Annotated in this window: 20 protein-coding genes; 8 read left to right on the forward strand and 12 right to left on the reverse strand. The window is 54.8% G+C overall.

The window, feature by feature from the left end; translation table 11 throughout:
• Positions 1–19 precede the first annotated feature (19 nt).
• From AUP42_RS08415 to hydA, 5 genes are all read left to right on the forward strand, one after another.
• Positions 20–811: an ABC transporter ATP-binding protein gene (locus tag AUP42_RS08415; protein WP_062950904.1), complete on the forward strand. Its 792-nt coding sequence runs from the start codon at positions 20–22 to the stop codon at positions 809–811.
• Positions 801–1,730: an ABC transporter permease gene (locus AUP42_RS08420; RefSeq protein ID WP_062950841.1), complete on the forward strand. Its 930-nt coding sequence runs from the start codon at positions 801–803 to the stop codon at positions 1,728–1,730. Before AUP42_RS08415 ends, AUP42_RS08420 begins: the two co-directional genes overlap by 11 nt.
• On the forward strand, positions 1,727–2,884 hold the full coding sequence (locus tag AUP42_RS08425) for an ABC transporter permease (protein ID WP_062950843.1): 1,158 nt from the start codon (positions 1,727–1,729) through the stop codon (positions 2,882–2,884). Before AUP42_RS08420 ends, AUP42_RS08425 begins: the two co-directional genes overlap by 4 nt.
• 59 nt (positions 2,885–2,943) lie before the next feature.
• Entirely contained in the window at positions 2,944–3,930 is a 987-nt protein-coding gene (locus AUP42_RS08430) for an ABC transporter substrate-binding protein (protein WP_062950845.1), read from the forward strand.
• A gap of 136 nt (positions 3,931–4,066) precedes the next feature.
• Positions 4,067–5,518, forward strand: a complete 1,452-nt coding sequence (gene hydA / locus AUP42_RS08435) for a dihydropyrimidinase (protein WP_062950847.1) — start codon at positions 4,067–4,069, stop codon at positions 5,516–5,518.
• Positions 5,519–5,577: 59 nt separating this feature from the next.
• On the opposite strand, the gene sugE is transcribed toward hydA, so the two are convergent.
• Positions 5,578–5,898: a quaternary ammonium compound efflux SMR transporter SugE gene (gene sugE / locus AUP42_RS08440; RefSeq protein ID WP_062950849.1), complete on the reverse strand. Its 321-nt coding sequence runs from the start codon at positions 5,896–5,898 to the stop codon at positions 5,578–5,580.
• Positions 5,899–6,088: 190 nt separating this feature from the next.
• Here sugE and mobA point away from each other — a divergent pair, with 190 nt between their 5' ends.
• Positions 6,089–6,739: a molybdenum cofactor guanylyltransferase MobA gene (gene mobA, locus AUP42_RS08445; protein WP_062950851.1), complete on the forward strand. Its 651-nt coding sequence runs from the start codon at positions 6,089–6,091 to the stop codon at positions 6,737–6,739.
• Here the strand turns inward: mobA and AUP42_RS08450 are convergent, their stop codons facing one another.
• The 9 genes from AUP42_RS08450 to glpD form a co-directional block, all read right to left on the reverse strand.
• Positions 6,740–7,588 carry a sel1 repeat family protein gene (locus AUP42_RS08450; protein ID WP_062950853.1) on the reverse strand — a complete coding sequence of 283 codons (849 nt, stop codon included), beginning with the start codon at positions 7,586–7,588 and terminating at the stop codon, positions 6,740–6,742.
• 114 nt (positions 7,589–7,702) lie between these two features.
• Positions 7,703–9,964: a methyl-accepting chemotaxis protein gene (locus AUP42_RS08455; protein ID WP_156484581.1), complete on the reverse strand. Its 2,262-nt coding sequence runs from the start codon at positions 9,962–9,964 to the stop codon at positions 7,703–7,705.
• 260 nt (positions 9,965–10,224) lie between these two features.
• Entirely contained in the window at positions 10,225–11,976 is a 1,752-nt protein-coding gene (locus AUP42_RS08460) for an ABC transporter substrate-binding protein (protein WP_097053690.1), read from the reverse strand.
• A gap of 136 nt (positions 11,977–12,112) precedes the next feature.
• Positions 12,113–12,385, reverse strand: a complete 273-nt coding sequence (locus tag AUP42_RS08465) for a DUF2160 domain-containing protein (RefSeq protein ID WP_062950857.1) — start codon at positions 12,383–12,385, stop codon at positions 12,113–12,115.
• A gap of 25 nt (positions 12,386–12,410) precedes the next feature.
• Positions 12,411–13,214 (reverse strand): carbohydrate ABC transporter permease, encoded by an 804-nt coding sequence (locus AUP42_RS08470; RefSeq protein WP_062950863.1) that lies wholly within the window; start codon positions 13,212–13,214, stop codon positions 12,411–12,413.
• A 1-nt stretch (position 13,215) separates the two neighbouring features.
• Entirely contained in the window at positions 13,216–14,088 is an 873-nt protein-coding gene (locus AUP42_RS08475; RefSeq protein ID WP_062950865.1) for a carbohydrate ABC transporter permease, read from the reverse strand.
• Positions 14,089–14,101: 13 nt separating this feature from the next.
• Entirely contained in the window at positions 14,102–15,196 is a 1,095-nt protein-coding gene (locus tag AUP42_RS08480; RefSeq protein ID WP_062950867.1) for an ABC transporter ATP-binding protein, read from the reverse strand.
• A gap of 15 nt (positions 15,197–15,211) precedes the next feature.
• Positions 15,212–16,312, reverse strand: coding sequence for an ABC transporter ATP-binding protein (locus tag AUP42_RS08485; RefSeq protein WP_062950869.1), 1,101 nt, complete (start codon positions 16,310–16,312; stop codon positions 15,212–15,214).
• A complete protein-coding gene (gene glpD / locus AUP42_RS08490; protein ID WP_062950871.1) occupies positions 16,309–17,850 on the reverse strand; it encodes a glycerol-3-phosphate dehydrogenase in 1,542 nt (513 codons plus the stop codon). The genes AUP42_RS08485 and glpD overlap by 4 nt, the downstream gene beginning before the upstream one ends.
• Before the next feature lie 564 nt (positions 17,851–18,414).
• On the opposite strand from glpD, the gene AUP42_RS08495 reads away from it, so the two are divergent.
• The gene (locus AUP42_RS08495) at positions 18,415–19,875 is read left to right on the forward strand and encodes an NAD-dependent succinate-semialdehyde dehydrogenase (RefSeq protein WP_062950873.1); all 1,461 of its coding nucleotides are present in this window, start codon (positions 18,415–18,417) and stop codon (positions 19,873–19,875) included.
• A 77-nt stretch (positions 19,876–19,952) separates the two neighbouring features.
• Here the strand turns inward: AUP42_RS08495 and AUP42_RS08500 are convergent, their stop codons facing one another.
• Positions 19,953–20,465 carry a hypothetical protein gene (locus AUP42_RS08500; RefSeq protein WP_062950875.1) on the reverse strand — a complete coding sequence of 171 codons (513 nt, stop codon included), beginning with the start codon at positions 20,463–20,465 and terminating at the stop codon, positions 19,953–19,955.
• An 88-nt stretch (positions 20,466–20,553) separates the two neighbouring features.
• Positions 20,554–21,648, reverse strand: a complete 1,095-nt coding sequence (locus AUP42_RS08505) for a UDP-N-acetyl glucosamine 2-epimerase (RefSeq protein ID WP_062950877.1) — start codon at positions 21,646–21,648, stop codon at positions 20,554–20,556.
• Positions 21,649–21,919: 271 nt separating this feature from the next.
• On the opposite strand from AUP42_RS08505, the gene glpK reads away from it, so the two are divergent.
• Positions 21,920–23,413, forward strand: coding sequence for a glycerol kinase GlpK (gene glpK, locus AUP42_RS08510; RefSeq protein ID WP_062950879.1), 1,494 nt, complete (start codon positions 21,920–21,922; stop codon positions 23,411–23,413).
• Positions 23,414–23,479: the final 66 nt, after the last annotated feature.

The following is a 23,479-nucleotide window of genomic DNA, read 5'->3' on the forward strand; positions in this document are numbered from 1 at the left end:
CGTCAATAATGTGGCGCAAATGCCCGCATCCGCCGACGCAGTTGTTGATATTCAAAAACTGTCGTTGACCTTTCAAACCGCTGACGGGCCGGTCTATGCCCTGTCCGACGTTGATCTGACGATTGAACGTGGTGATTTCGTTTCCTTTATCGGCCCGTCGGGCTGTGGCAAAACCACGCTCTTACGCGTGATTGCCGATCTGGAGAAAGCCACGGGTGGTGATATTTCGATTAACGGTGTTTCGCCGCAGGAAGCGCGTGAAAACCGTGCCTATGGCTATGTGTTTCAGGCCCCGGCATTGCTGCCATGGCGTTCGATTGAACGCAATGTGACCCTGCCGCTGGAAATTATGGAAATCCCCCGCGAAGAACGGATCAAACGGGGGCACGAGGCACTAAAACTTGTCGAACTGAACGGGTTTGAAAAGAAATTCCCGTGGCAGCTCTCGGGCGGGATGCAGCAACGTGCATCGATTGCGCGCGCGCTAAGCTTTGATGCCGATCTGCTTCTGATGGATGAGCCGTTCGGGGCGTTAGATGAAATTGTCCGCGATCATTTGAATGAACAGCTTCTGAAACTATGGGCCCGGACCAACAAGACGGTTGCCTTTGTCACCCATTCGATCCCCGAGGCAGTTTACCTGTCGACCAAGATCGTTGTGATGTCGCCAAGGCCGGGCCGGATCATTGATGTGATCAAAACCGATTTTCCGAAGGATCGCGGTCTTGATATCCGCGAAACACCAGAATTCTTGGAAGTAGCCCATCGTGTGCGTGAAGGGCTGCGGGCAGGGCATAGCTATGACGAGTAATGCCGCAACGATGAATGGTGCGATGGGTGGTGCGTCGCTTTGGTCGCGTTTGATGTCCGGGCAGGCTGGCCCGGTGACGGTGGTTCTGATTGCGCTGTTTGTCATCTGGTATGTCGGGGCGGTGTTCATGAACGCGCCGACCCAGATTGATCGCTATAACCGCGCCGGCGAAACCTGGACAACGACGCGCTTGATCGAAGATACGATGGCACAGGAACGGCCGATCCTTCCTGCCCCCCATCAGGTCGCGCAGGAAATGTATAAAACCATTTTTGCGACTTCGATCACGTCCAAACGGTCGCTGGTTTACCACACATGGGTGACGCTTTCATCGACCCTGCTGGGGTTTGTGATCGGTACAGCACTTGGCATTTTGCTGGCGGTCGGGATCGTTCATGTGGTGACACTTGAAAAAAGCCTGATGCCGTGGGTGATTTCATCCCAGACCATTCCGATTCTTGCCATTGCCCCGATGATCGTCGTTGTGCTCGGCGCGATTGGACTTAAGGGACTGGTGCCAAAGGCAATCATTTCGACCTATCTGTGTTTCTTCCCGGTGACGATCAGCATGGTCAAGGGCCTGCGTTCGCCGCAGGTGATCCAGCTTGATCTGATGCGCACCTATAACGCATCGAAATGGCAGACTTTCTGGTCGCTTCGCCTGCCATCGGCGATGCCTTATCTGTTTGCGAGTCTGAAGGTTGCGATTGCGATCAGTCTGGTGGGGGCAATTGTCGGTGAATTGCCTACGGGGGCGCAGGCTGGGTTGGGCGCGCGTCTTCTGGCCGGGTCGTATTACGGCCAAACCATACAGATCTGGTCGGCATTGCTGACCGCGGCCTTTGTTGCCGCGATCATGGTGGTGATGGTTGGATGGTGTGAACGCCGTGTACTTGCCAGAATGGGAGTACGCGGATGACCAATATCAAACTCGATAAATTCTGTCTGGTTGCTGCGATTGCTGCCCTTTTGGCTTTGATCTTTCCGTTAACCGGGATTGATCCCGACAGCGGCAAACAGATCGCCTTTGTCAGCGACATTCCCGGAATTGCCGTTGCAATGGCGCTGTGTGTGATCACTGGTGCTGCCTTTACCTGGCTTGGTGTTGGTCGCATTCAGTATGCGGCAATCATCCTGGCGGTGGCGGTATTTGGCTGCTGGCAGGCGATTGGGGCGCTTTATGGTCAAGGGGCTGCCGGACATGCAGGAACCGGGTTCTGGCTGTTCATCCTGTCGCTTTGGGCGTTTGTCTGGCGGGGGATTGATGTGGTTGCGCGTTATCGCAGCCTTGAAATGGCGAAACAGCAATCAGCCAATATTCTGGTGCCGATCGCGTTTGGCGTCTGGTTGCTGTTCCTTTGGGAAGTGATCGTGGCTGGCTTTGGCGTGCCGCAGGTTTTATTGCCTGCGCCAAGTGCCATCGGGCTTCGTTTCATCAGTTCGACCGACATTCTGGCTGCCGATTTCCATCAGACCTTCATCAAGGCCGTGATCAGCGGCTATGTGATTGGCTGCGGCAGTGCCTTTATCGTTGCGATTGCAGTCGACCGGGTGCCGTTCCTGAAACGGGGGCTTTTACCGCTGGGCAATATGGTGTCGGCGTTACCGATCATCGGTGTGGCGCCGATCATGGTGATGTGGTTCGGGTTTGACTGGCAGTCGAAGGCGGCGGTGATTGTGATCATGACCTTCTTCCCGATGCTGGTGAATACCGTGACTGGATTGAATGCGGCAGGTGCGCTTGAGAAGGACCTGATGGCAACTTATGCGTCGGGTTACTGGTCAACCCTGTTCCGGTTGCGGTTGCCAGCAGCGATGCCGTTTGTCTTTAACGCACTTAAAATCAATTCCACGCTGGCACTGATTGGCGCCATCGTTGCCGAATTTTTCGGTACCCCGATCGTTGGCATGGGTTTCCGTATCTCGACCGAAGTCGGGCGGATGAATGTCGATATGGTCTGGGCGGAAATTGCATTGGCGGCCCTGGCGGGGACCGCCTTTTACGGAGCTGTGGCCTACGTCGAAAGAAAGGCGACGTCATGGCATCCGTCATTTCGGGTACGTCGCCATTAAAGGCATCAAAAGACGGCCCGTCGGGAGGACTTGACAATAACCTGAGGAGACATCGACGAATGAAGAAAGTATTTGCGACTGCGTTAGGGTTAAGTGTCGGTTTGACATCGCTCTCGGCGATGGCGGCGGACGAAGTCACCCTGCAGCTTAAATGGGTAACCCAGGCACAGTTCGCCGGTTACTATGTGGCGCTCGACAAGGGCTTTTACGAAGAAGCCGATCTTGACGTCACGATCAATCCGGGCGGTCCGGATATTGCCCCGCCGCAGGTTATTGCCGGTGGTGGTGCGGACGTGATCGTCGACTGGATGCCATCCGCACTGGCGTCGCGTGAAAAGGGTGTTGCATTAGTCAACATTGCGCAGCCCTTTGCCAAGTCAGGCATGATGCTCACCTGCCTTAAGGAGACCGGTGTTGAAAGCCCGGATGATTTCCCGGGTCGTACGCTTGGCGTCTGGTTCTTTGGCAACGAATATCCTTTCTTAAGCTGGATGTCGAAGCTTGGCATTCCGACCGATGGCGGCGAAAAAGGCGTTACGGTTCTTAAGCAGGGCTTCAACGTTGATCCGCTGCTGCAAAAGCAGGCCGATTGCATTTCGACCATGACCTATAACGAATACTGGCAGGTTATCGATGCCGGTATCACTGAAGATCAGCTTAAGGTCTTCAAATACGAAGATCAGGGTGTGGCGACGCTTGAAGATGGCCTTTATGTTCTTGAAGACAATCTGAAGGACGAGGCTTTCGTCGACAAGATGGGGCGCTTTGTTGCTGCGAGCATGAAGGGCTGGCAGTGGGCGAAGGAAAACCCGGAAGACGCGGCGATGATCGTTCTGGATAACGATGCAACCGGTGCCCAGACCGAAAAACACCAGATCCGCATGATGCAGGAAATCGCCAAGCTGCTCGATGACGATGGTAAACTTGACGAGGCGGCCTATCAGCGCACCGTGGATAGCCTTCTGTCGGGCGGTTCCGATCCGGTTATCACCAAAGAGCCGGAAGGCGCATGGACCCACGCCGTTACCGACAAGGCGTCAATGTAACGATCCGATCCCCCGGCAGGTGTAACAATCCTGCCGGGGGGCAAACCATCTGACGAAACTGAAAACGGGCAGGGATGCCGGGCCTTTCCCGCAACTTTCCGGGCCTTACGACAGACTGACAGACAAGGAGCCACCCATGTCCATGGTTATTCGTGGCGGAACAATCGTTACCGCCGATCTGACATACAAATCCGATATCCTGATTGAAGATGGCAAGATCGCCGCGATCGGTCAGAACCTGACCGGGGACAAGGTTGTTGATGCCGACGGCTGCTATGTCATGCCCGGCGGGATTGACCCGCACACTCATCTTGAAATGCCCTTTATGGGCACTTATTCCGAAGACGATTTTGAAAGCGGTACCAAGGCAGCGGTTGTCGGCGGTACGACGATGGTTGTCGATTTCTGCCTGCCGGCACCCAATCAGTCGCTGCTTGAAGCGCTTCAGGCGTGGGATAACAAATCGACCAAGGCGGTTTGCGATTATTCGTTCCACATGGCAATCACCTGGTGGGGCGAGCAGGTCTTTGACGAGATGAAAATCGTTGTCGAGGAAAAGGGTATCAACACTTTCAAGCATTTCATGGCCTATAAGGGCGCGTTGATGGTTGATGATGACGAAATGTTCGCATCTTTCTCGCGCTGTTCGGAACTTGGCGCGATGCCATTGGTGCATGCCGAAAACGGCGATGTGGTTGCGACCCTTCAGCAACGTTTGCTTGATGCGGGCAATAACGGGCCCGAGGCACACGCCTATTCCCGGCCTGTCGATGTCGAGGGCGAGGCGTGCAACCGTGCGATCATGATTGCCGATATGGCGAATGTGCCGCTTTATATCGTGCATGTGTCCTGTGAACCGGCACACGAAGCCATTCGCCGCGCGCGAGCCAATGGTAAACGCGTGTTTGGCGAACCGCTGATCCAGCATCTGATTCTGGATGAAAGTGAATATGCGAACGCGGACTGGGATCACGCGGCCCGCCGTGTCATGTCCCCGCCTTTCCGCAGCAAACTGCATCAGGATGGTCTGTGGAACGGTCTGGCATCCGGTAGCCTGCAGGTTGTTGCAACCGACCATTGTGCCTTCACAACAAAGCAGAAACGTATGGGCGTTGGTGATTTTACCAAAATCCCAAACGGGACTGGTGGTCTTGAAGACCGCATGCCGTTGCTGTGGACCTATGGCGTGAATACCGGACGTCTGACGATGAATGAATTTGTTGCCGTGACTTCAACCAATATTGCCAAAATCCTGAATGTCTATCCGCGCAAGGGCGCAATCCTTGTGGGCGCTGATGCGGACCTTGTTGTATGGGATCCGAAGACATCGAAAACCATCACTGCCAAACATCAGCAGTCTGCCATCGATTACAACGTGTTCGAAGGACATGAAGTCACCGGTCTACCGCGCTACACCATCAGCCGTGGCCGGATTGCCGCCGAGGAGGGCGTTGTCGTTGGCAAATGCGGTGATGGGGAGTTCATCCCGCGTGAACCGTATCCTGCGGTCAACAAGGCGCTGTCGAAATGGAAAGAACTCACGTCTCCGCGCAAGGTGGAACGCAGCGGAATTCCAGCGGGCGTGTGATTTAATCCGCTCCTAAGGGCATTTTGATAGCGGGCGGCTTGAGGGCCGCCCGTTTTTATTCAGGCAGGTTGGAAAAGCTTTAGCCCGATAATTCCTGCAAGGATCAGGCCGATGGACATGATCCTTGCAAAGCTAAGGGCTTCGCCGAGGACGATTATGCCAAATATCACCGCGCCAACCGCACCGATCCCGGTCCATATCGCGTAAGCGGTGCCAAGCGGAATGCTGCGCATGGCAAAGGTCAGAAGCCAAAAGCTTCCGGCCATGGTAATCAGGGTGAAAATTGTCGGAACGGGTCTGGTAAAACCATCGGAGTATTTAAGGCCAGCAGCCCAACAAACTTCGAGAATTCCGGCCAAAAGCAATGCAATCCAAGCCATAACGGCCTCCTGGTTCAAAGGGGCCGTCCCCGGTCGTCATCATCAGGCGTATTCGGTCGTCCGATCGCGTGACAGCCAAGCTGTCATTGTCTTTGACCCCGATATAGGGGCAAAATACCCCCACTGCAAATGCCCCGTGGGCAATGCTGCCATGCCACTCTGATCAGAATAAACGGACGTAATCCCGCCGATGCCAGCCAAAGCAAACAGCATATCCAATCACCCGAAAGTCGCCGGATTGATCCTTGCCGGGGGAGAGGGGCGACGCATGGGCGGAAACAAGCCGTTTCGTGAACTGGCAGGCAAGCCATTGATTGCGCATGCGATCACCGCAGCCGCCCGGCAATGCAACCATCTGATGATCTCAAGTAACCAAGACGCATCGTTGTTTGGAGCATTCAATCTGCCGGTCATTCCGGACAAACCCGAACCGGGGCACGGGCCGTTGGGCGGTATTCTGGGGGGATTGTTGGCATTGCCCGATGATATCGACTGGCTGGTCTCGTTCCCGGTCGACTGCCCGATTGTGCCCGATGATATGGTCCTGCAATTGATCAAGGCTGCGACAGATGCGGGGAAAAAAGCAGCCTTTGCCGGTCATGCCGGGCGGTACCATTATCTGTCGGCCGTTTGGCATCGAGATACGGATGGGATCATTATGCGTCAATTGGTGGCAGATGACCGCCGTGTTGGGGGAGCCTTGCACATTGCCAATGCTGTTGTCGTCGATTTCCCGGTTGAACCGGGGCAAAGTACGCCCTTTACCAATATCAATACACCAACCGATCTGAATGCGATGGATGCCGTTCTGGCAGGCCTCATCAATCTGTCTGATCGATAATCAGCGAACGGCACAGGGGCGCCAAGGCTTCCATGCTTTGTAATCGGCAAAGAAGTCAGACAGGAACTGGTCGACATTGGCCCGGTTTTGCGCGCGTGCAGCAGGTTTAAGGTCCTCGTCATATTTCGCGCAGGTCCGCTCGACCGCCATGCCGATTTCTTTCCAATCGACATTGGCTGCATGGCCGGGCAGGCCGGATGCGATTGCACACCAGCCGACAGCCCCGACGCGGTCATCCTTTTCGCGCGAAATTTCGGCAAGATAGGCGGCAGCACGAAGTTCGCCTTTTTCAGCCGCGGCGGAAAGATAGCTGATGCGGTCTTCGTCATTTTCGGCAAAGCGGGTGGCAAGCAGGGTTGCCGCCCTCGGGTCTCCTTCGTTCCAGGCATCCGTCAAAAGTTCTTTTGCATGCGCCTTGTCGCCTTGGTCAATCGCATCAAGGGCAAGCCACAGCATGGCTTGTGTCTGTTTTTGTTCGGCGGCGGTCATGTAAAGCGACTTGATGCTTTCCTTGTCACCATTCGTTGCCTCCAACCGGCGGGCAAGAACCATGCTGGCATCCGGTTGGGCACTGCTGGCGGCCGCTTCCATCATGGCCCAGCCCGCTGACTGATCGGTTGGCACACCGATGCCGTTGATCATCTGGCAGGACAGCAGATATTGCGCGGTGGCATTGCCTTGTTCGGCAAGTGGGGCAAAGGTTTTGGCCGAGGATTCGAAATTGCCGTGACGATAGGAATTCACCCCTTCATCAAGCGGGGAAGCGGCAGTTGCTGTCGCCATCAGGCACAGTGTGACGCCTGTCGTGACGGCCGAGAATTTCAGGATATGCGCGATCGAATTTTTCATGCTGTTTCCTGTGTATCGTTTTTTGTTGGCTAATGAAACCGGACGAAAAAATTCCGGGACCCGACCGTGACGTTCGGGGGAAGGGCGTTCTTATCGGGGCCCGGATAGGTGCGCTCACGGGAGGGAGGCTTCATCGATGGTTTCATTGCCTTGCTGTCGTGTTGCTGCCGTTTGCTCGGACCGGATGGAGTCAAGGAAGTCGCGCACGCGTTTTCCGAGATCGTCCGATTGATGACGCAGGCGATCTGTTGCCTGACTCAGGCCATCGACGGCCTGCAGATTGTCGCCTGCGGCGGTGCTGACCTGTGCAATCGTTTCATTCATTTCGCTGGCGGCGGTGGCGGATTGTTCGACGTTGCTGGCGATTTCGGCGACAAATTCCTGCTGTTCGTCGACGGCCGCCGACATTTCGCCGACCGTTTCGTGAATGCCGGTGATGCTGTCGCGGATGGTGGCGATGGCCTGTACCGCGACACCGGTTGTTGTCTGGATACCGGTGATGCGCTGGGCAATCCGGTCGGTTGCCGTGCCGGTCTGATTGGCAAGGTTTTTGACCTCTTGTGCGACGACTGCAAAGCCTTTGCCCGCGTCGCCTGCACGGGCGGCCTCGATTGTTGCATTCAGGGCCAAAAGGTTGGTTTGGGCGGCGATATCCTGGATAAGGTTAAGGATTTCACCGATTTCTTGGGCACCGGTTTCAAGTTCGTGCATGGTGTCGCTGGTTTGACGGGCAGCATCGACTGCGTTGGTCGCGGCATTCACCGACTGCTGGGCACGAAGGCCGGTATCACGCACGCGTTCGGACAGCGATTGCGCCGCGTCGGAAACGGACGCCATATTGATCGATATTTCCTCGGACGCACCGGCAACGCCGGTGGCATTGCTGGATGCGATTTCTGCCTGTTCACGCACCTGATTGGATGTTGTCTGGATGTTTTCGGCTTCGCGTGACACATCCTTTGCGACCTGCATCACCGATGCCTCGAACGCGTCGGCCAGTTCCAGCATGGCGCGGCGACGTTCGGTTTCGGCGATTTCGCGTTCGCGGGCGACATTTTCCTCGGCCCGCTGGGCGGCAAGGCTTGTTTCTCGGAACTGTCCGAGAATTTCGGCCATGCGACCGATTTCATCGCGACCGGTATCGCGAACCTCGGTCGAAAGATCGCCATTCGCTACTCGGCGCATGCCGTCAATTACGCGGAGCAGGCGTTTGATCAGGTTACCCCGGACATAGAAAATAAGGATCAACAGAGAAATCACCAGTACCGCAATACCGATCAGGGCAATCACCTGCTGATCGCGAACCACCTGCGACAGGGCATTCGCTGCACTGTTATCGACCTCAAGACGTTTGGCATCGACCAGTTGTTCGATGGATGCGCTCAGCGCTTCGGCGCTGGTCAGGGTGGCGTCAAGGGTTTGCTCGGTTTTGTACTGATTATCCCATTCGGTTTCACGCAGATCAAAAACGCTGTCTTTGCCAGCACCATAAACCATCAATGCCTCGGCCAGTTTTTTGATCTGGGTGCCATCATTGTTATCGGGCAGTTTTTCCAGTGCGTCCGAAATTCGAAGTTCCGCCCAGCTCCACTGATTGCGGACTTCGTCCATGGCATCGCCTTCTGGCACGGCGATGGCTGCGGTCAGCATGCCGAATGCAAGGTTCACATTGGCGCGGATTTCCGAAATTAGCTGGGAAAATTTGATGGTTTCTTCAAGTTCGCCCGCTGCATCGCTATTGCCCCCGGCAATACGCGATATGCCGCGCGATACATCGATATCGACAACCTCGACCAGCGGATTGATGAATTCCGAAAGGTCGCTATAGGCAAAGACCATATCAAGAGTCAGATCACCACGCTGCCTTTCAAGTTCAAGCCGCTGCATGGTCAATTCATGAAGCGTATTACGGCGGGCAACAATATCGTCAAGCTGCGCGGTCAGGGTTTCAATCGCATCGACGGTAACGGTTTGTGTCGGCTCCCCGATCTGCTCCTGCGCTTGATCAGGATTCTGATTTGGTATTTCGGTGTTACCTGCATTTGCGTCAGTTTCGGCATCCGCCGCAGCGACGGGCAGCATCAGGGGTTCCGGATTGGTTACGGCAATTTCGTCAAGGCGGGTGCGGGCATCACTGATCAGGGCATCAAGGCGTGCCTCGGTTTCAGCCAGTTCATCGGCATTGCGGGATGTGGCCAGAACCGGTGCCTGAGCCGCCAGTCCAACACCATCCATGGCAAGTTCCATCTGCCGGATGATTGAAGGCAGGCTGTCGGTGGTGATGTCGGCGACAAGTGCCCGACTGTTGCCAAACGAGATCCAGGAAACCACCGATGAAATACCGGCCAGTACCAGAATCAGGGCAAAAGAAGCCATGAGCCGACCTTGAATGCCAAGGCCAGCGCGACGTTTTTTAATCGCGGTATTCACTGTTTCCTCCCTGTCTTGCCCGCCATGAGCCAGACATTCCCCTTACGGGGTCTTGCATCCGGTTTGCCGGATGTCCCGGGTTTTTATCGATCCATAAAGCTGGATCGTGCTTTGAAATCGCTATGAACAAATAAGTTGTCGGAAAAATCGGCGGGACGGCCGGGGATGATAGATCATCCCCGGCACCCCCAGTTGTGTGGCCAGGATTATTTCTGGGCCGCACTCCATTCCGCGATCAGATCGTCGTATTTGACGGTCTCGCCCTGCGGTTTTTCGTTATCAAGTTTCGGCTTCGGAGCACCGGGCTGGTCGAACCAGTACTGTGCATCCTGTTCCTCGTTCAGTTTCGGTGCGCATTCGCCACCGATGCCTGCACGTTCAAGACGTTCCAGAACGCGGTCCATCGCCGTTGCAAGGTTATCCATGGCTTCCTGCGGGGTCCGTTCGCCGGTTACAGCTTCGGCAACGTTCTGCCACCAGAGCTGAGCCAGTTTCGGGTAATCCGGAACGTTGGTACCGGTCGGCGACCACTGGACGCGGGCCGGGGAACGATAGAATTCAACCAGACCGCCCCAGTTCGGCGCGATGTCACTCATGGCCTGGGTATCCAGGTCAGACTGACGGATCGGGGTCAGACCGGTCAGGGTCTTTTTCAGCGAGGTTGTTTTCGAGGTCACGAACTGTGCGTACAGCCATGCTGCCTGACGGCGTTCCGGCGGGGTGGACTTCATGAGAGTCCAGGAACCCACGTCCTGATAGCCGAGCTTCATGCCTTCTTCCCAGTACGGGCCGTGCGGCGAAGGTGCCATACGCCATTTCGGCGTGCCATCTTCGTTCACAACCGGGGTGCCTTTTTTCGCCATGTCGGCGGTGAAGGCGGTGTACCAGAAGATCTGCTGGGCGATCTGGCCCTGTGCCGGAACCGGCCCGGCTTCGCCAAAGGTCATGCCGGCCGCTTCTGGCGGGGCATAGGCTTTGAGCCAGTCGATGTATTTGGTCAGAGCGTAAACAGCCGCCGGGCCGTTTGCCGCACCACCACGGGTCACGCTGGAGCCTGCAGGTGCGCAGCCTTCAACGCGAATACCCCATTCATCAACCGGAAGACCGTTCGGGATGCCCTTGTCACCAGCGCCAGCCATCGAAAGCCACGCGTCAGTGAAGCGCCAACCCAGGGACGGGTCTTTTTTGCCGTAGTCCATGTGACCATAGACTTTTTTACCGTCGATTTCTTTCACGTCATTGGTGAAGAATTCGGCGATGTCTTCGTAGGCCGACCAGTTGACCGGAACACCCAGGTCATAGCCGTATTTGTCCTTGAACTGCTTCTGCAGGTCTTCACGCTGGAACCAGTCATAACGGAACCAGTAAAGGTTCGCGAACTGCTGGTCGGGAAGCTGATAAAGTTTGCCATCCGGACCGGTGGTGAAGGACAGGCCGATGAAGTCTTCAAGGTCGAGTGTCGGCGAGGTAACGTCCTTGCCTTCGCCTGCCATGAAGTCGGTCAGCGGAACGACCGCATCGTAACGCGAATGCGTGCCGATCAGGTCGGAGTCATTGATGTAGGCGTCATAAATATTACGACCGGACTGCATTTGGGTCTGCAGTTTTTCGATCACGTCGCCTTCACCGATCAGGTCATGGGTCAGCTTGATCCCGGTGATTTCCGAGAAGGCTTTGGCCAGAACCTTTGATTCATATTCGTGCGTGGTGATGGTTTCGGACACCACGTTGATTTCCATGCCGCGGAACGGCTCGGCTGCCTTGATGAACCATTCGAGTTCGGCCATCTGGGCATCTTTATCAAGGCTCGACGGCTGGAATTCGCTATCGATCCATTTTTTTGCCGCGTCGGTGTACTGGTCTGCTGCTGCCGGATTGGCAAAGACTGCAAGACCGAGTGCGACCGCAACTGCACTGCCTTTAATAATGGCAGAGGAGCCTTTGGCTTTGACGATCATGTCGTTCCTCCCTGGTTGTCTTCCATTGCACTTCCGGAAAAATCCGGTTCACCAGCGATGGGGGAAGACAGTACCCGTCGTGGTGAATGACGGCAGGAACGGCACCGTTGCAGGACACGGTACCGTTCCGGATTATTCAGCCCCAGCGCATCACAATGATGAGCCAGAAAAGGGCAACAATTGATGCGATCCAGATGGCGGCATCGCTAAATGCCATAAAGCCAAGATGGATATAGGCCGCACCAAGCAAACCGATGAAAAGGCGATCCCCGCGGGTTGTCGTCAGGGGTAAAAAGCCCCGGCGTGGAACAGTCGGCGAGACTGCCTGCCATATTCCCATTCCGATCAGCATCAGGATGATGCAGGAAAAGAACACGGCGGTAATCGGGGTCCAGGCCATCCAAGTCATTGTTTTATTCCTTCCTGTTTTCCGATTACACGCGACCCATCGCGAAGCCCTTGGCGATGTAGTTGCGAACGAACCAGATCACCAACGCGCCAGGCACGATTGTCAGAACACCCGCAGCCGCCAGAACACCCCAATCAAGCCCCGACGCCGATACGGTACGGGTCATGGTGGCTACGATCGGTTTGGCATCGACCGACGTCAGGGTGCGGGCCAGCAACAGTTCAACCCAGCTGAACATGAAGCAGAAGAAGGCAGTCACACCGATGCCCGAACGGATCAGCGGAATGAATATCGTGGTGAAAAAGCGCGGGAAGGAATAACCGTCGATATAGGCGGTTTCATCGATTTCTTTTGGAATGCCCGACATGAAACCTTCGAGAATCCAGACGGCCAGCGGCACGTTGAACAGGCAGTGTGCAAGCGCCACAGCTATATGGGTGTCAAACAGGCCGACACTTGAATAAAGCTGGAAAAACGGCAGCAGGAACACGGCAGGCGGTGCCATGCGGTTGGTCAGCAGCCAGAAGAACAGATGCTTGTCACCGGTGAAGTTATATCGGGAAAAAGCATATGCCGCGGGTAGGGCAACCAGAAGCGAGATCACAACGTTGATCCCGACATATATCATCGAGTTGATATAGCCTGAATACCATGCCGGATCGGTCAGGATGGTCGCATAGTTCGCCAGCGTCGGATTTTCCGGGAACAGGGTCATTGCGCCCAGGATTTCTGAATTGGTCTTGATCGACATGTTGAACAGCCAATAGATCGGCAGCAACAGGAACACGATATAAAGAAGAAGTGCGATATGACGTTTCTGGAACCGCATTTTATTGTTCCTCCCGCTTTCCGGCGTTCATCACGACGGTATAGAAAACCCAGCAAACCAATAGAATGATCAGGAAGTAGATCAGCGAGAATGCCGCAGCCGGACCAAGGTCGAACTGACCCACAGCAATCGTGACCAAAAACTGGCTGAGGAATGTGGTAGCCGTACCTGGCCCGCCGCCCGTAAGCACGAAAGGCTCGGTATAGATCATGAAGCTGTCCATAAAGCGCAGCAGAACACCGATCACGAGGACCGACTGCATTTTCGGAAGCTGGATAAACCGGAACACGGCCCAGTTCGAGGCACCATCGATCTTGGCAGCCTGATAATAGGCATCCGGGATCGAACGAAGACCGGCATAGCACAGAAGGACAATCAGGCTAGTCCAGTGCCACACATCCATGACAAGAACGGTCACCCAGGCATCCATCGGGTTCTGGCTGTAATTATAGTCCATGCCGATCATGTTGAGTGCATAACCGCCAAGACCGATATCGGCACGACCAAAAATCTGCCAGATGGTGCCGACCACGTTCCATGGAATAAGCAACGGCAAAGCCAGAAGAACCATGCAGGCCGAAACGCCCCAGCCTTTGCGTGGCAGCGTTAAAGCTATGCCGATTCCCAGAGGAATTTCAATGAACAGCACGCTGCCGGTATAGATGATCTGACGGATCAGGGCATCATGCAGGCGGCTGTCTTCAAGGACCTGACGGAACCAGTCCGCCCCGACAAAGAAACGGGTTTGCGGATCGAAAATATCCTGCACCGAATAGTTCACAACCGTCATCAGCGGAATGATTGCGCTGATTGCGACGATAAAGAAGACCGGCAGGACGAGGAACCATGCCTTATTGTTGGTAATCTTGTTCATTTCCCCATCCCCCTCATGCGACCAACTGGCTGTCGGCGTAAAGCTTGGTCCATTCCGGTGCGAACCGGAGGATGCCGCTTTGGCCGGTGATCTGCTGATCTTCGCTGACCTTGACCTTCATTTCGGACGAGCCGAACCGGGTGGTTGCGATCTTGTATTGGCCGAGGTCTTCGACCTTGACGATATTAACCTCGATCCCGTTATCGCCTTCGGAACCGCTGTCGGTTTCGATGCGCAGGAATTCGGGACGGATGCCAAGTTCAATCTGCCCGGATGCCTTGGAAACGGCTTCCATGTGGCGATCCGAAAGTGCGATGCGTTTGCCATCAATCCAGGCCGCACCGGCATCGATATTACACGGCATGATATTCATGCCCGGGCTTCCGATGAAGTAGCCGACAAAGGTATGGGCCGGATTTTCAAACAGTTCCTGCGGGGTACCAAGCTGCACGACCTTGCCGCCATACATGACAACGACCTTATCGGCAAATGTCAGGGCTTCGACCTGATCATGGGTCACATAGACCATGGTCGGGCGCAGTTTGTTGTGAATTTCCTTGAGCTTGCGGCGCAGGACCCATTTCAGATGCGGGTCGATCACGGTTAGCGGTTCGTCAAACAGGATTGCCGAAACATCGTCGCGGACCAATCCGCGGCCAAGCGAGATCGTCTGCTTTTCATCCGCACCCAGACCACGCGCTTTTTGTTTCAGCTTGCCGGTCAGGTCGAGCATTCCGGCAATTTCTCGCACCCGTTCATCAACCCGTTTGGGATCAACACCGCGGTTACGCAGCGGAAAGGCAAGGTTTTCGTAAACGGTCATGGTGTCGTAAATGACCGGGAATTGGAAAACCTGCGCGATATTGCGTTCTTCGGGGGCCAGTTTGGTGACGTCCTTGCCATCAAACAGGACCTGTCCCTCGGACGGGGTCAGAAGGCCGGAAATGATGTTAAGCAAAGTCGTCTTGCCGCAGCCCGACGGGCCAAGAAGGGCATAAGCCCCGCCATCTTCCCAGACATGTTCCATGCGGCGAAGGGCGTAATCCTCGTCCCCTTTCGGTTCGGGGAAGTATGAATGCGCAAGGCTTTTAAGATCGATACGTGCCATTTTAGTTCTCCAACCTCAGGCGGCCTTGCCGTTTTGAATTTCAACAGGCGGTGCCGCCACAAGGCGATCATTGGCGTCATAGGCAAACAGACGTTTGGGGTCGACATAGAAGGTGGCCGCCTCGCCAAGCCGCGGGTTGTGCACACCTTCTTCCTGAATCACCCAGGAAACGTCGTTGAAATGAACATGGACAAAGGTTTCCGAGCCGGTGATTTCAGCCAGTTCAACCTGGCCCTGCATCGCAACGCATTCGGCACTGGTCTGATCGACCGACAGGTGATTGGCGCGAACCCCGATGGTGTATTGTCCATCGCTAAGGGCTGAAAGATGGCCGCTCAGCGGGACCTGATGGCCGCTTGCCAGATAGAGAGCACTATCACGGACCTCGGCCTTGACCAGATTAATCGGCGGATCGGAAAAGATCAGGCCGGTCTCGACAAAGGCCGGATTGTGATAAACCTGCGTGGTCGGACCAAACTGAGTGACGCGGCCTTCATGCATCACCGCACATTTACCGCCGAGCAAAAGGGCTTCCATCGGTTCGGTGGTGGCGTAAACGACGATGGTATCGCGTTCCGCCAGAAGGTTCGGAATTTCCTCACGCAGTTCTTCGCGCAGTTTGTAGTCAAGGTTGACCAGCGGCTCGTCAAGCAGAAGCAGGGTGCAATCCTTGACCATGGCGCGCGCCATCGCAGTGCGCTGTTGCTGACCGCCCGAAAGTTCCTGCGGCAGACGATCAAGCAGATGTTCGATATGCATCAGTTCGGCGGTGGATTTTACGCGACGTTCGATTTCAGCCGCGTCGACACCCTGCAATTTCAAGGGGGACGCAATATTGTCATAGACGCTCATCGACGGATAATTGATGAACTGCTGATAGACCATCGCAACGTTGCGTTTCTGAACGGGCATGCCGGTGACATCGTTGCCATTGACCAGAATGCGCCCGCTGGTTGGTGGTTCAAGACCGGCCATAATGCGCATCAGCGTCGTCTTGCCCGCCAGGGTCCGCCCGAGAAGGACGTTAAATGATCCCGGCTCAAGCGACATCGACACGTCGTCGATGTGGGTTTCCCCTCCCACGGTCTTGGTTATGTTTTCAAGCGTAAGGGTCATTTCACATTTGTTCCTTCGCCCGTTTTCACGGCGTTATTCGATTTGGTTTCAGTTGCAAACCATTGCGCAATGGCGGTCTGGGCATCCTTTGACAGATGCAGGCCGAGTTTGGATCGGCGCCACAATACGTCATCGGCAGTACGTGCCCATTCCTGATCCGCCAGATAGCGCAGTTCGCATTCGTAAATATCATCGCCAAGATGCGTACCCAGCCCGGAAAGGTCGGATGCATCGCCAATGATGGTGTGGGTCAGTGTGCCGTAGTTTCGCACGTAGCGGTAGAGTTGAGCCGCCGGAATCCACGGAAATTTCTTTTGCATTGCAGCAAGATAGCTTTCGAAATCGCCATTTGGCATGTCGCCGCCTGGAAGGGCGACGCTATCGGTCCAGCGATCATCTGCAATCCCGAGATAGGGGGAAAGTTTGCTCATTGCTGATTCAGCTAGCTTGCGATAGGTGGTGATTTTGCCGCCATAAATGTTCAGAAGCGGCGCACCCTTGTCGCCATTATCAATTTCAAGAACATAGTCGCGCGTGACTTGGGATGCGTCTTCGGATCCATCGCCATAAAGCGGACGAACGCCGGAATAGGACCAGACGACATCGGTTGGCGAGATTTTATGCGCGAAATAGGTATTGGCCAGTTCGCACAGATAGCTGATTTCATCTGCGCTGATCGCAACCTTTGACGGATCGCCTTTATAATCGCGGTCCGTGGTGCCAATCAGGGTGAAATCCTGTTCGTAGGGGATGGCAAAAACGATACGGCCATCCGGATTCTGGAAAATATAGCAGTAATCATGGTCAAACAGCTTGGGCACCACGATGTGGCTGCCCTGAACCATGCGAATGCCCTGCTTCTTTTTGGCTTCGACACGTTTTTCAAGGATTTCCGCACACCAAGGACCGGCGGCATTGACCAGCGACCTAGCTTTGACTGTGTGTTCGCCGGCATTGTCCCGAACGGTGACAGACCACAGATCGCCCTCGCGTCTGGCGGCAACACATTCGGTTCCGACCCGGATGTCTGCACCGCGATTACGTGCATCCATCGCGTTAAGGACGACAAGGCGAGCATCCTGCACCCAACAATCGGAATAGACGAATGCCTTTTCCATGCCGGCAATCAGCGGCGCACCGGCGACATGCTGCTTCAGGCGGATACCTTCGGAACCGGGAAGTTTTTCGCGGCCGCCAAGGTGATCATACAGGAACAGGCCCAGCCGGATCATCCAGGCCGGACGCAATCCTTTGACATGGGGCAGAACGAAACGAAGAGGCCAGATAATGTGCGGGGCGGCGTTCAAAAGCACTTCGCGCTCGATTAGGGCCTCACGCACAAGGCGGAATTCGTAATGCTCAAGATAACGCAACCCGCCATGTATCAGCTTTGTGCTGGCCGATGAAGTCGCACTTGCAAGGTCGTTCTTTTCGCAAAGAAAGACCTTGAGGCCACGGCCGGACGCATCACGCGCAATGCCTGCGCCATTGATGCCACCGCCAATGATGGCAATGTCGTATGTTTCTGAATTGAGCAACCGCTTCCTCCCTGATTGCTCTGATTTGTGACAGATGTTCTCAACTGTCATTCTGTTCTTTCAAAAACGTTACGAACCGCCCAAAATAATTGCAAGCGAAAATTATGAAGAATTTTAATTTTCGATAATGAAATAAGAATGCAGGGTTATAATGGGTTGTAATATATGGGTTCTTTGTGGCTGACAGATTTATTTTGTTTCCGGCGGAATGATCATCTCGAACCGATTTGCTCCGGGAAATTGACCAGAATCGTTTGAAACCGAAAAAAATGAATGCAGCCATCTGTTCCCCCAAGGCATAAGATTGCGGCCTTAAATCATGCGAAACTTGCCTTAGCCGAGTGGGGTGGATGGGGAAAACAACCGTTTATCGGCTGGTTCTGCGAAAAACGCGCCATATCAGAAACCAGACGCAATCTTGTTGCAAAGCATTGCACGCAAGGTGTTTGCGATTGCCAAATGGGCTTTTTCCTTGCGAAGATGTGGCAACCACCACGGATCGAACTAGATGATGGTCATGACTTTCATGCTTCGATCCCAAAGCAAAATTCCGGAGGCATTCCCATGGTTTCTCTAAAAGACCCGTCCTTGTTCACTCAGCAGGCTTATATCGGCGGTGAATGGGTTGACGCCCCAGACGGCAAAACTGAACAGGTTACCAATCCTGCGACGGGCGAAGTGCTTGGCACGGTGCCGGTTCTGGGTCGTGATGCAGTTGCCCACGCGATTGAAGTTGCCGAAAAGGCGCAAAAGCAGTGGAAGAAACGCACGGCCAAGGAACGGTCGGCCATTCTGATGAAATGGTACGGCCTGATGATGGAAAATCAGGAAGATCTGGCGCGCCTGATGACGGCCGAACAGGGTAAGCCGCTTGCAGAATCGCGCGGTGAAATTGCCTATGCCTCGTCCTTCCTGCAATGGTTCGCCGAAGAAGGCAAGCGCATCTATGGTGACGTCATTCCGACCTTCGCACCGGGGCGCCGTGTTGTCGTTTTGAAAGAACCGGTTGGGGTTTGTGCCGCGATCACACCCTGGAACTTCCCGACCGCGATGATCACCCGCAAGGCCGCACCGGCATTGGCCGTTGGCTGTGCGATGGTTGTCAAACCAGCGATGGAAACCCCGTATTCTGCCCTTGCGATGGCGATCCTTGCCGAACGCGCCGGTTTGCCCAAGGGGCTTTTGTCGATTGTGACCGGGGACGCCAAAACCATCGGTGCCGAAATGACCGAGAACCCGATTGTACGCAAACTGACCTTTACCGGTTCGACCGCTGTTGGCCGTTTGCTGATGCGTCAGTGCGCCGACACTGTCAAGAAAATCAGTCTTGAGCTTGGTGGTAATGCGCCGTTCATCGTTTGCGAGGACGCAGATGTCGATGCTGCGGTCGAAGGGGCGATTGCCTCGAAATATCGCAATAGCGGCCAGACCTGTGTTTGTGCCAACCGTATCTTTGTTCATGACGCGGTTTATGACGAATTTGCCGAAAAATATGCTGCCAAGGCATCGGCAATGAAAGTGGGCGATGGCACCGAAGAAGGCGTTGTTCTTGGTCCGCTGATTACGGAAAAGGCTGTCGAGAAAGTCGAAAACCAGATTGCCGATGCGCTTTCCAAGGGCGGTCGGGTTTTGACCGGTGGCAAGCGCCACGCAAAGGGCGGCAGTTTCTTCGAACCGACCGTGATTGCAGATGCCAACCGCGACATGCTGGTCTTCCGCGAGGAAACTTTCGGTCCGATGGCACCGCTGATCCGCTTCCACAGCGATGATGAAGTGCTTGAAATGGCCAACGATTCCGAGTTCGGCCTGGCATCGTACTTCTATTCGCGTGACATCAGCCGTATCTGGAAGCTTGCTGAAGGCCTTGAAACCGGTCTGGTCGGCGTCAATGCCGGTGTGATTGCGACCGAAGTTGCCCCGTTTGGCGGCTACAAGCAGTCAGGCATCGGCCGCGAAGGTTCGAAATACGGGGTCGAGGATTACCTTGAAGTCAAATATGTCTGCATGGCAGGCATCGATGATTAAGGCATTTTCGGATTTCCGAAACGAAAAAGGCGCTGTCACTTCGACAGCGCCTTTTGTTTCTGCATGAAATCGCAACGTTATGCTGCGTTATCCTGCTTTTTCTCGTCATCGGCTGTGATCGACTGGACCGAGCCATCCGAAAGTTCAGACTGAAGGGCTGTGAAAACATCGAACATATTTGGGTTGAAGGCAATTTCGGCCTGCATGCGATCACGTCGTTCTGACGGTGTTTCTTCACCATTGTTCTGCTTGTTGGCAAGTGTCGCACCATTCAGCTTTTCCTCGATCGCATCAGCAATCGTTTTTTCGATGGCCTGACGTTCGGTTGCGCCCATCTTTGCTAGGCTTTCCTCATCAAGGCCCATCGATTGCAGGATCTTGCGGCGCATCTCTTCGATCTTGCGCTCTTCAAGTTCCTTCACATAGGTCGTGAAACCGTGTTCCTTGATGTAGGCGATGTCGGCATTTTTTTCCTTGTCCTCTTCGGGTAGGGGCTGACTGTTCGAGGCAATGGTTTTTGCCGCCGCATAGGTGCTTTTCGCACTGGATGCGATGTTGCTGATGCTCATCAGGGTGTCATATATCGCCATCCCGATCCTCCATGGGAAAATAATGCCGGTAAAAAGAAATCATGGGATCGCAGGGTGCAAATCCCATGCCGCGATTTCTCGGAAAACTCTACCGGTTAAGAGCAACCAGCGTATCAAGCATTCGGCTAGCCGTCTTGCCGTCCCAACCGGCAGGCCGGAAAGGAACTGGTGGAGCTGTTCTGTTCGTAAGGTTGGTGGCGGTTCGGACCAGATCTGCCGGTTCGCAAAGTTCCAGCGCGGACGCTTCAATTGCAGTCGCGCGTTCCGTGGTCGGTCGCAAAATGCATCCCGCCTTGCCGAGCCAGGCGCATTCATCAATTATTCCGCCGGAATCCGTTATCACATAGCGTGCGGCAACAAGAGCCGCCAGAAAATCGGGATAGAGCATCGGCGCTACGATCTTGATGTTTCCGGCATCACGGATGCGACGCCAAAAGCCGCTTTGTGCAAAGGCGCCTTGCGCACGCGGGTGAAGTGGCCAGATGATCGGGGTTTCGTGGGCAAGGTCGATAATGGCATCGATTATCGAAGACAGCCGAACAAGATTATCGATATTTTCCGCCCGATGCAGCGTTAGCAGAACCGGACCCGTTTGCGCCGATGAAGACCAGATTGCCGTTGTTGATCCGCCGAAGCGAATCATCGCATCAATTACGATATTACCGACATTGTGGATGCCTTTTGCCTTAATGCCTTCTTTGTGCAGGTTGTCGGCTGCGGCCTTATCCGGAGCCCAGTGCATATCGGAAAGGCCGTCAATTTCTGTCCGGTTGGCTTCTTCGGCAACGGCATCAAACCCGCCACGCAACCCGGCTTCCAGATGGATCAGGTAAGTGGAGTTCCTTTTTGCCGCGCGGGCGACACCCAAAGAGCCGTTAACATCGCCAATGACAATTGTCCCTTGTGCCGGTGATTGGCCGAGCATCCGGCAATAAGCATCATCGGCATTCTGAACAAGCGTGTGCCGGCTATTTCCCGGTTGCCCGATTCCAAGTCGGATTTCAGGGACAGGCAAACCAAGCGAAAGACGCAAGCCTTCGGAAAGGGCCGGATCCCAATGTTGGCCGGTATCTATCAGGCGCAGGATAAAGGGCAGATCGTCACGTTTTTCCTGCCATGCCAGATAAAGGGCCGCAGCCTTGATCAGGTTGGGGCGGGTGCCATAGACCAGATCGATGATCATTGCTGCGTTTTTCCTGATGAATGCTCAAACCGGGTTGGCGTGTGGTAAGGTATTGTCTTCTATATCATTTTGGCGAACCTGTTGCCAAACAGGATAGGGGGCTGGCAAAAAATCTGATAAAATTTTCGAAAACGAATTGTTTTTTGCTGTGATTTTTTTCTAAATAGAAACACAAAATCAGTTGAACCAGCCGAATGCGCGGTGACAATCAGGTGCTGCAAAGGGCTGTGAGGGTACGACAGACCAACTGTCGGCTTGGGAGGAAACAGAAATGACCGATACACGCTACATTCTGGCGATTGATCAGGGAACCACCAGTTCGCGAGCCATCGTTTTCGATGCCAATGGCAGATCTGTGGCCGTCGCGCAGCAGGAGTTCCCGCAGCATTTCCCCAATAGCGGCTGGGTCGAACATGACCCCGAAGACCTTTGGGAAACAGTTGTAACCGTTTGTCGCGAAGCCCTGTCACGGGTCGATATTGCCAATGTCGCGGCGATTGGCATCACCAACCAGCGTGAAACCACGGTGGTCTGGGATCGTAAAACTGGGAAGGCTGTTTATAATGCCATCGTCTGGCAGGATCGCCGTACTGCGGCACTTTGCCATGATTTGAAACGGCGCGATCCGGAACTTGAAACGGATGTGAATAATCGAAGCGGGCTTTTGATCGATCCGTATTTCTCGGCAACCAAGGTTGCGTGGATACTTGATCATGTTACTGGTGCAAGGGCGCGGGCCGAACAGGGTGACCTGGCGTTTGGTACGGTCGACTCATTCCTGTTATGGCGTTTGACCGGCGGCAAATCGCACGCAACTGATGCGACCAATGCGGCGCGCACCAATCTCTTCAATATTCGCGACAATGCCTGGGATGACAGGTTGTGTGAAATCTTTCGCGTTCCCAAGCGCATGCTGCCAGAAGTCAAGGACTGTGCTGCCGATTTCGGTATGGTCGATGCGGAGCTGTTTGGCCGTGAAATTCCGGTACTTGGTATGGCAGGCGACCAGCAGGCTGCCGCATTCGGACAATGCTGCTTTGAGCCGGGCGATATCAAAAGTACCTATGGCACCGGTTGTTTTGTGATCCTCAATACCGGGGACGAGGCCGTGACCTCACAGCACCGTTTGCTGACCACGGTCGGTTATCGTTTGAACGGCAAAACCAGCTACGCCATCGAAGGCGCGATCTTTGTTGCCGGGGCGGCAGTACAGTGGCTGCGCGACGGACTTGGCATCATCAAGTCGGCCGCCGAAAGCGAAGGCTTGGCCAAATCGCTTGATGATAATCACGGGGTTTATCTTGTTCCGGCCTTTACCGGACTTGGCGCACCTTATTGGGATCCGGACGCGCGCGGTGCCATTTTCGGGCTGACCCGCGATACCGGTCCACGTGAATTCGTCCGTGCGGCACTTGAAAGCGTTTGTTATCAGACGTTTGACCTGTTCGAAGCCATGGCGGCAGATGGTGTGTCACCCAAAGCCGTCCGGGTTGACGGTGGGATGGTTGCCAATGACTGGCTGTGCCAGTATCTGTCCGACATTCTGGATATTCCCGTTCAGCGACCGGTGGTGACGGAAACGACTGCCCTTGGTGCGGCGTATCTTGCCGGCTTGCAGGCGGGTATCTATCGCGATCTCGGCCATATTGCCGAAAACTGGCACATGGACGCGGAATTCAAACCGGAACTTGAAGGTGGTCGTCGCAATCATCTTTTGGCGGGATGGAAAAACGCGGTCAAACGGGTGATGACGGATCAGGGTTGATCCGGCAGGGCTGCATCAGCCGGTTTTACAGGCTGGTCATTGCCGTAATTGCTTTGTAAGATCGGG

Origin of the sequence: Thalassospira lucentensis (assembly GCF_001613805.1) — a bacterium.
Taxonomy (GTDB): domain Bacteria; phylum Pseudomonadota; class Alphaproteobacteria; order Rhodospirillales; family Thalassospiraceae; genus Thalassospira; species Thalassospira lucentensis_A.

Excerpts from the sequence above, each read along its gene's own strand:
- AUP42_RS08470 (WP_062950863.1), bottom strand. The coding sequence starts at position 13,214 with ATGCGGTTCCAGAAACGTCATATCGCACTTCTTCTTTATATCGTGTTC.
- AUP42_RS08495 (WP_062950873.1), top strand. The coding sequence starts at position 18,415 with ATGGTTTCTCTAAAAGACCCGTCCTTGTTCACTCAGCAGGCTTATATC.
- hydA (WP_062950847.1), top strand. The coding sequence starts at position 4,067 with ATGTCCATGGTTATTCGTGGCGGAACAATCGTTACCGCCGATCTGACA.
- sugE (WP_062950849.1), bottom strand. The coding sequence starts at position 5,898 with ATGGCTTGGATTGCATTGCTTTTGGCCGGAATTCTCGAAGTTTGTTGG.
- AUP42_RS08425 (WP_062950843.1), top strand. The coding sequence starts at position 1,727 with ATGACCAATATCAAACTCGATAAATTCTGTCTGGTTGCTGCGATTGCT.
- AUP42_RS08475 (WP_062950865.1), bottom strand. The coding sequence starts at position 14,088 with ATGAACAAGATTACCAACAATAAGGCATGGTTCCTCGTCCTGCCGGTC.
- AUP42_RS08465 (WP_062950857.1), bottom strand. The coding sequence starts at position 12,385 with ATGACTTGGATGGCCTGGACCCCGATTACCGCCGTGTTCTTTTCCTGC.
- mobA (WP_062950851.1), top strand. The coding sequence starts at position 6,089 with ATGCCAGCCAAAGCAAACAGCATATCCAATCACCCGAAAGTCGCCGGA.
- AUP42_RS08430 (WP_062950845.1), top strand. The coding sequence starts at position 2,944 with ATGAAGAAAGTATTTGCGACTGCGTTAGGGTTAAGTGTCGGTTTGACA.
- AUP42_RS08455 (WP_156484581.1), bottom strand. The coding sequence starts at position 9,964 with ATGGCTTCTTTTGCCCTGATTCTGGTACTGGCCGGTATTTCATCGGTG.
- AUP42_RS08500 (WP_062950875.1), bottom strand. The coding sequence starts at position 20,465 with ATGGCGATATATGACACCCTGATGAGCATCAGCAACATCGCATCCAGT.
- AUP42_RS08420 (WP_062950841.1), top strand. The coding sequence starts at position 801 with ATGACGAGTAATGCCGCAACGATGAATGGTGCGATGGGTGGTGCGTCG.
- AUP42_RS08415 (WP_062950904.1), top strand. The coding sequence starts at position 20 with ATGCCCGCATCCGCCGACGCAGTTGTTGATATTCAAAAACTGTCGTTG.
- AUP42_RS08480 (WP_062950867.1), bottom strand. The coding sequence starts at position 15,196 with ATGGCACGTATCGATCTTAAAAGCCTTGCGCATTCATACTTCCCCGAA.
- glpK (WP_062950879.1), top strand. The coding sequence starts at position 21,920 with ATGACCGATACACGCTACATTCTGGCGATTGATCAGGGAACCACCAGT.
- AUP42_RS08460 (WP_097053690.1), bottom strand. The coding sequence starts at position 11,976 with ATGATCGTCAAAGCCAAAGGCTCCTCTGCCATTATTAAAGGCAGTGCA.
- AUP42_RS08485 (WP_062950869.1), bottom strand. The coding sequence starts at position 16,312 with ATGACCCTTACGCTTGAAAACATAACCAAGACCGTGGGAGGGGAAACC.
- AUP42_RS08505 (WP_062950877.1), bottom strand. The coding sequence starts at position 21,648 with ATGATCATCGATCTGGTCTATGGCACCCGCCCCAACCTGATCAAGGCT.
- AUP42_RS08450 (WP_062950853.1), bottom strand. The coding sequence starts at position 7,588 with ATGAAAAATTCGATCGCGCATATCCTGAAATTCTCGGCCGTCACGACA.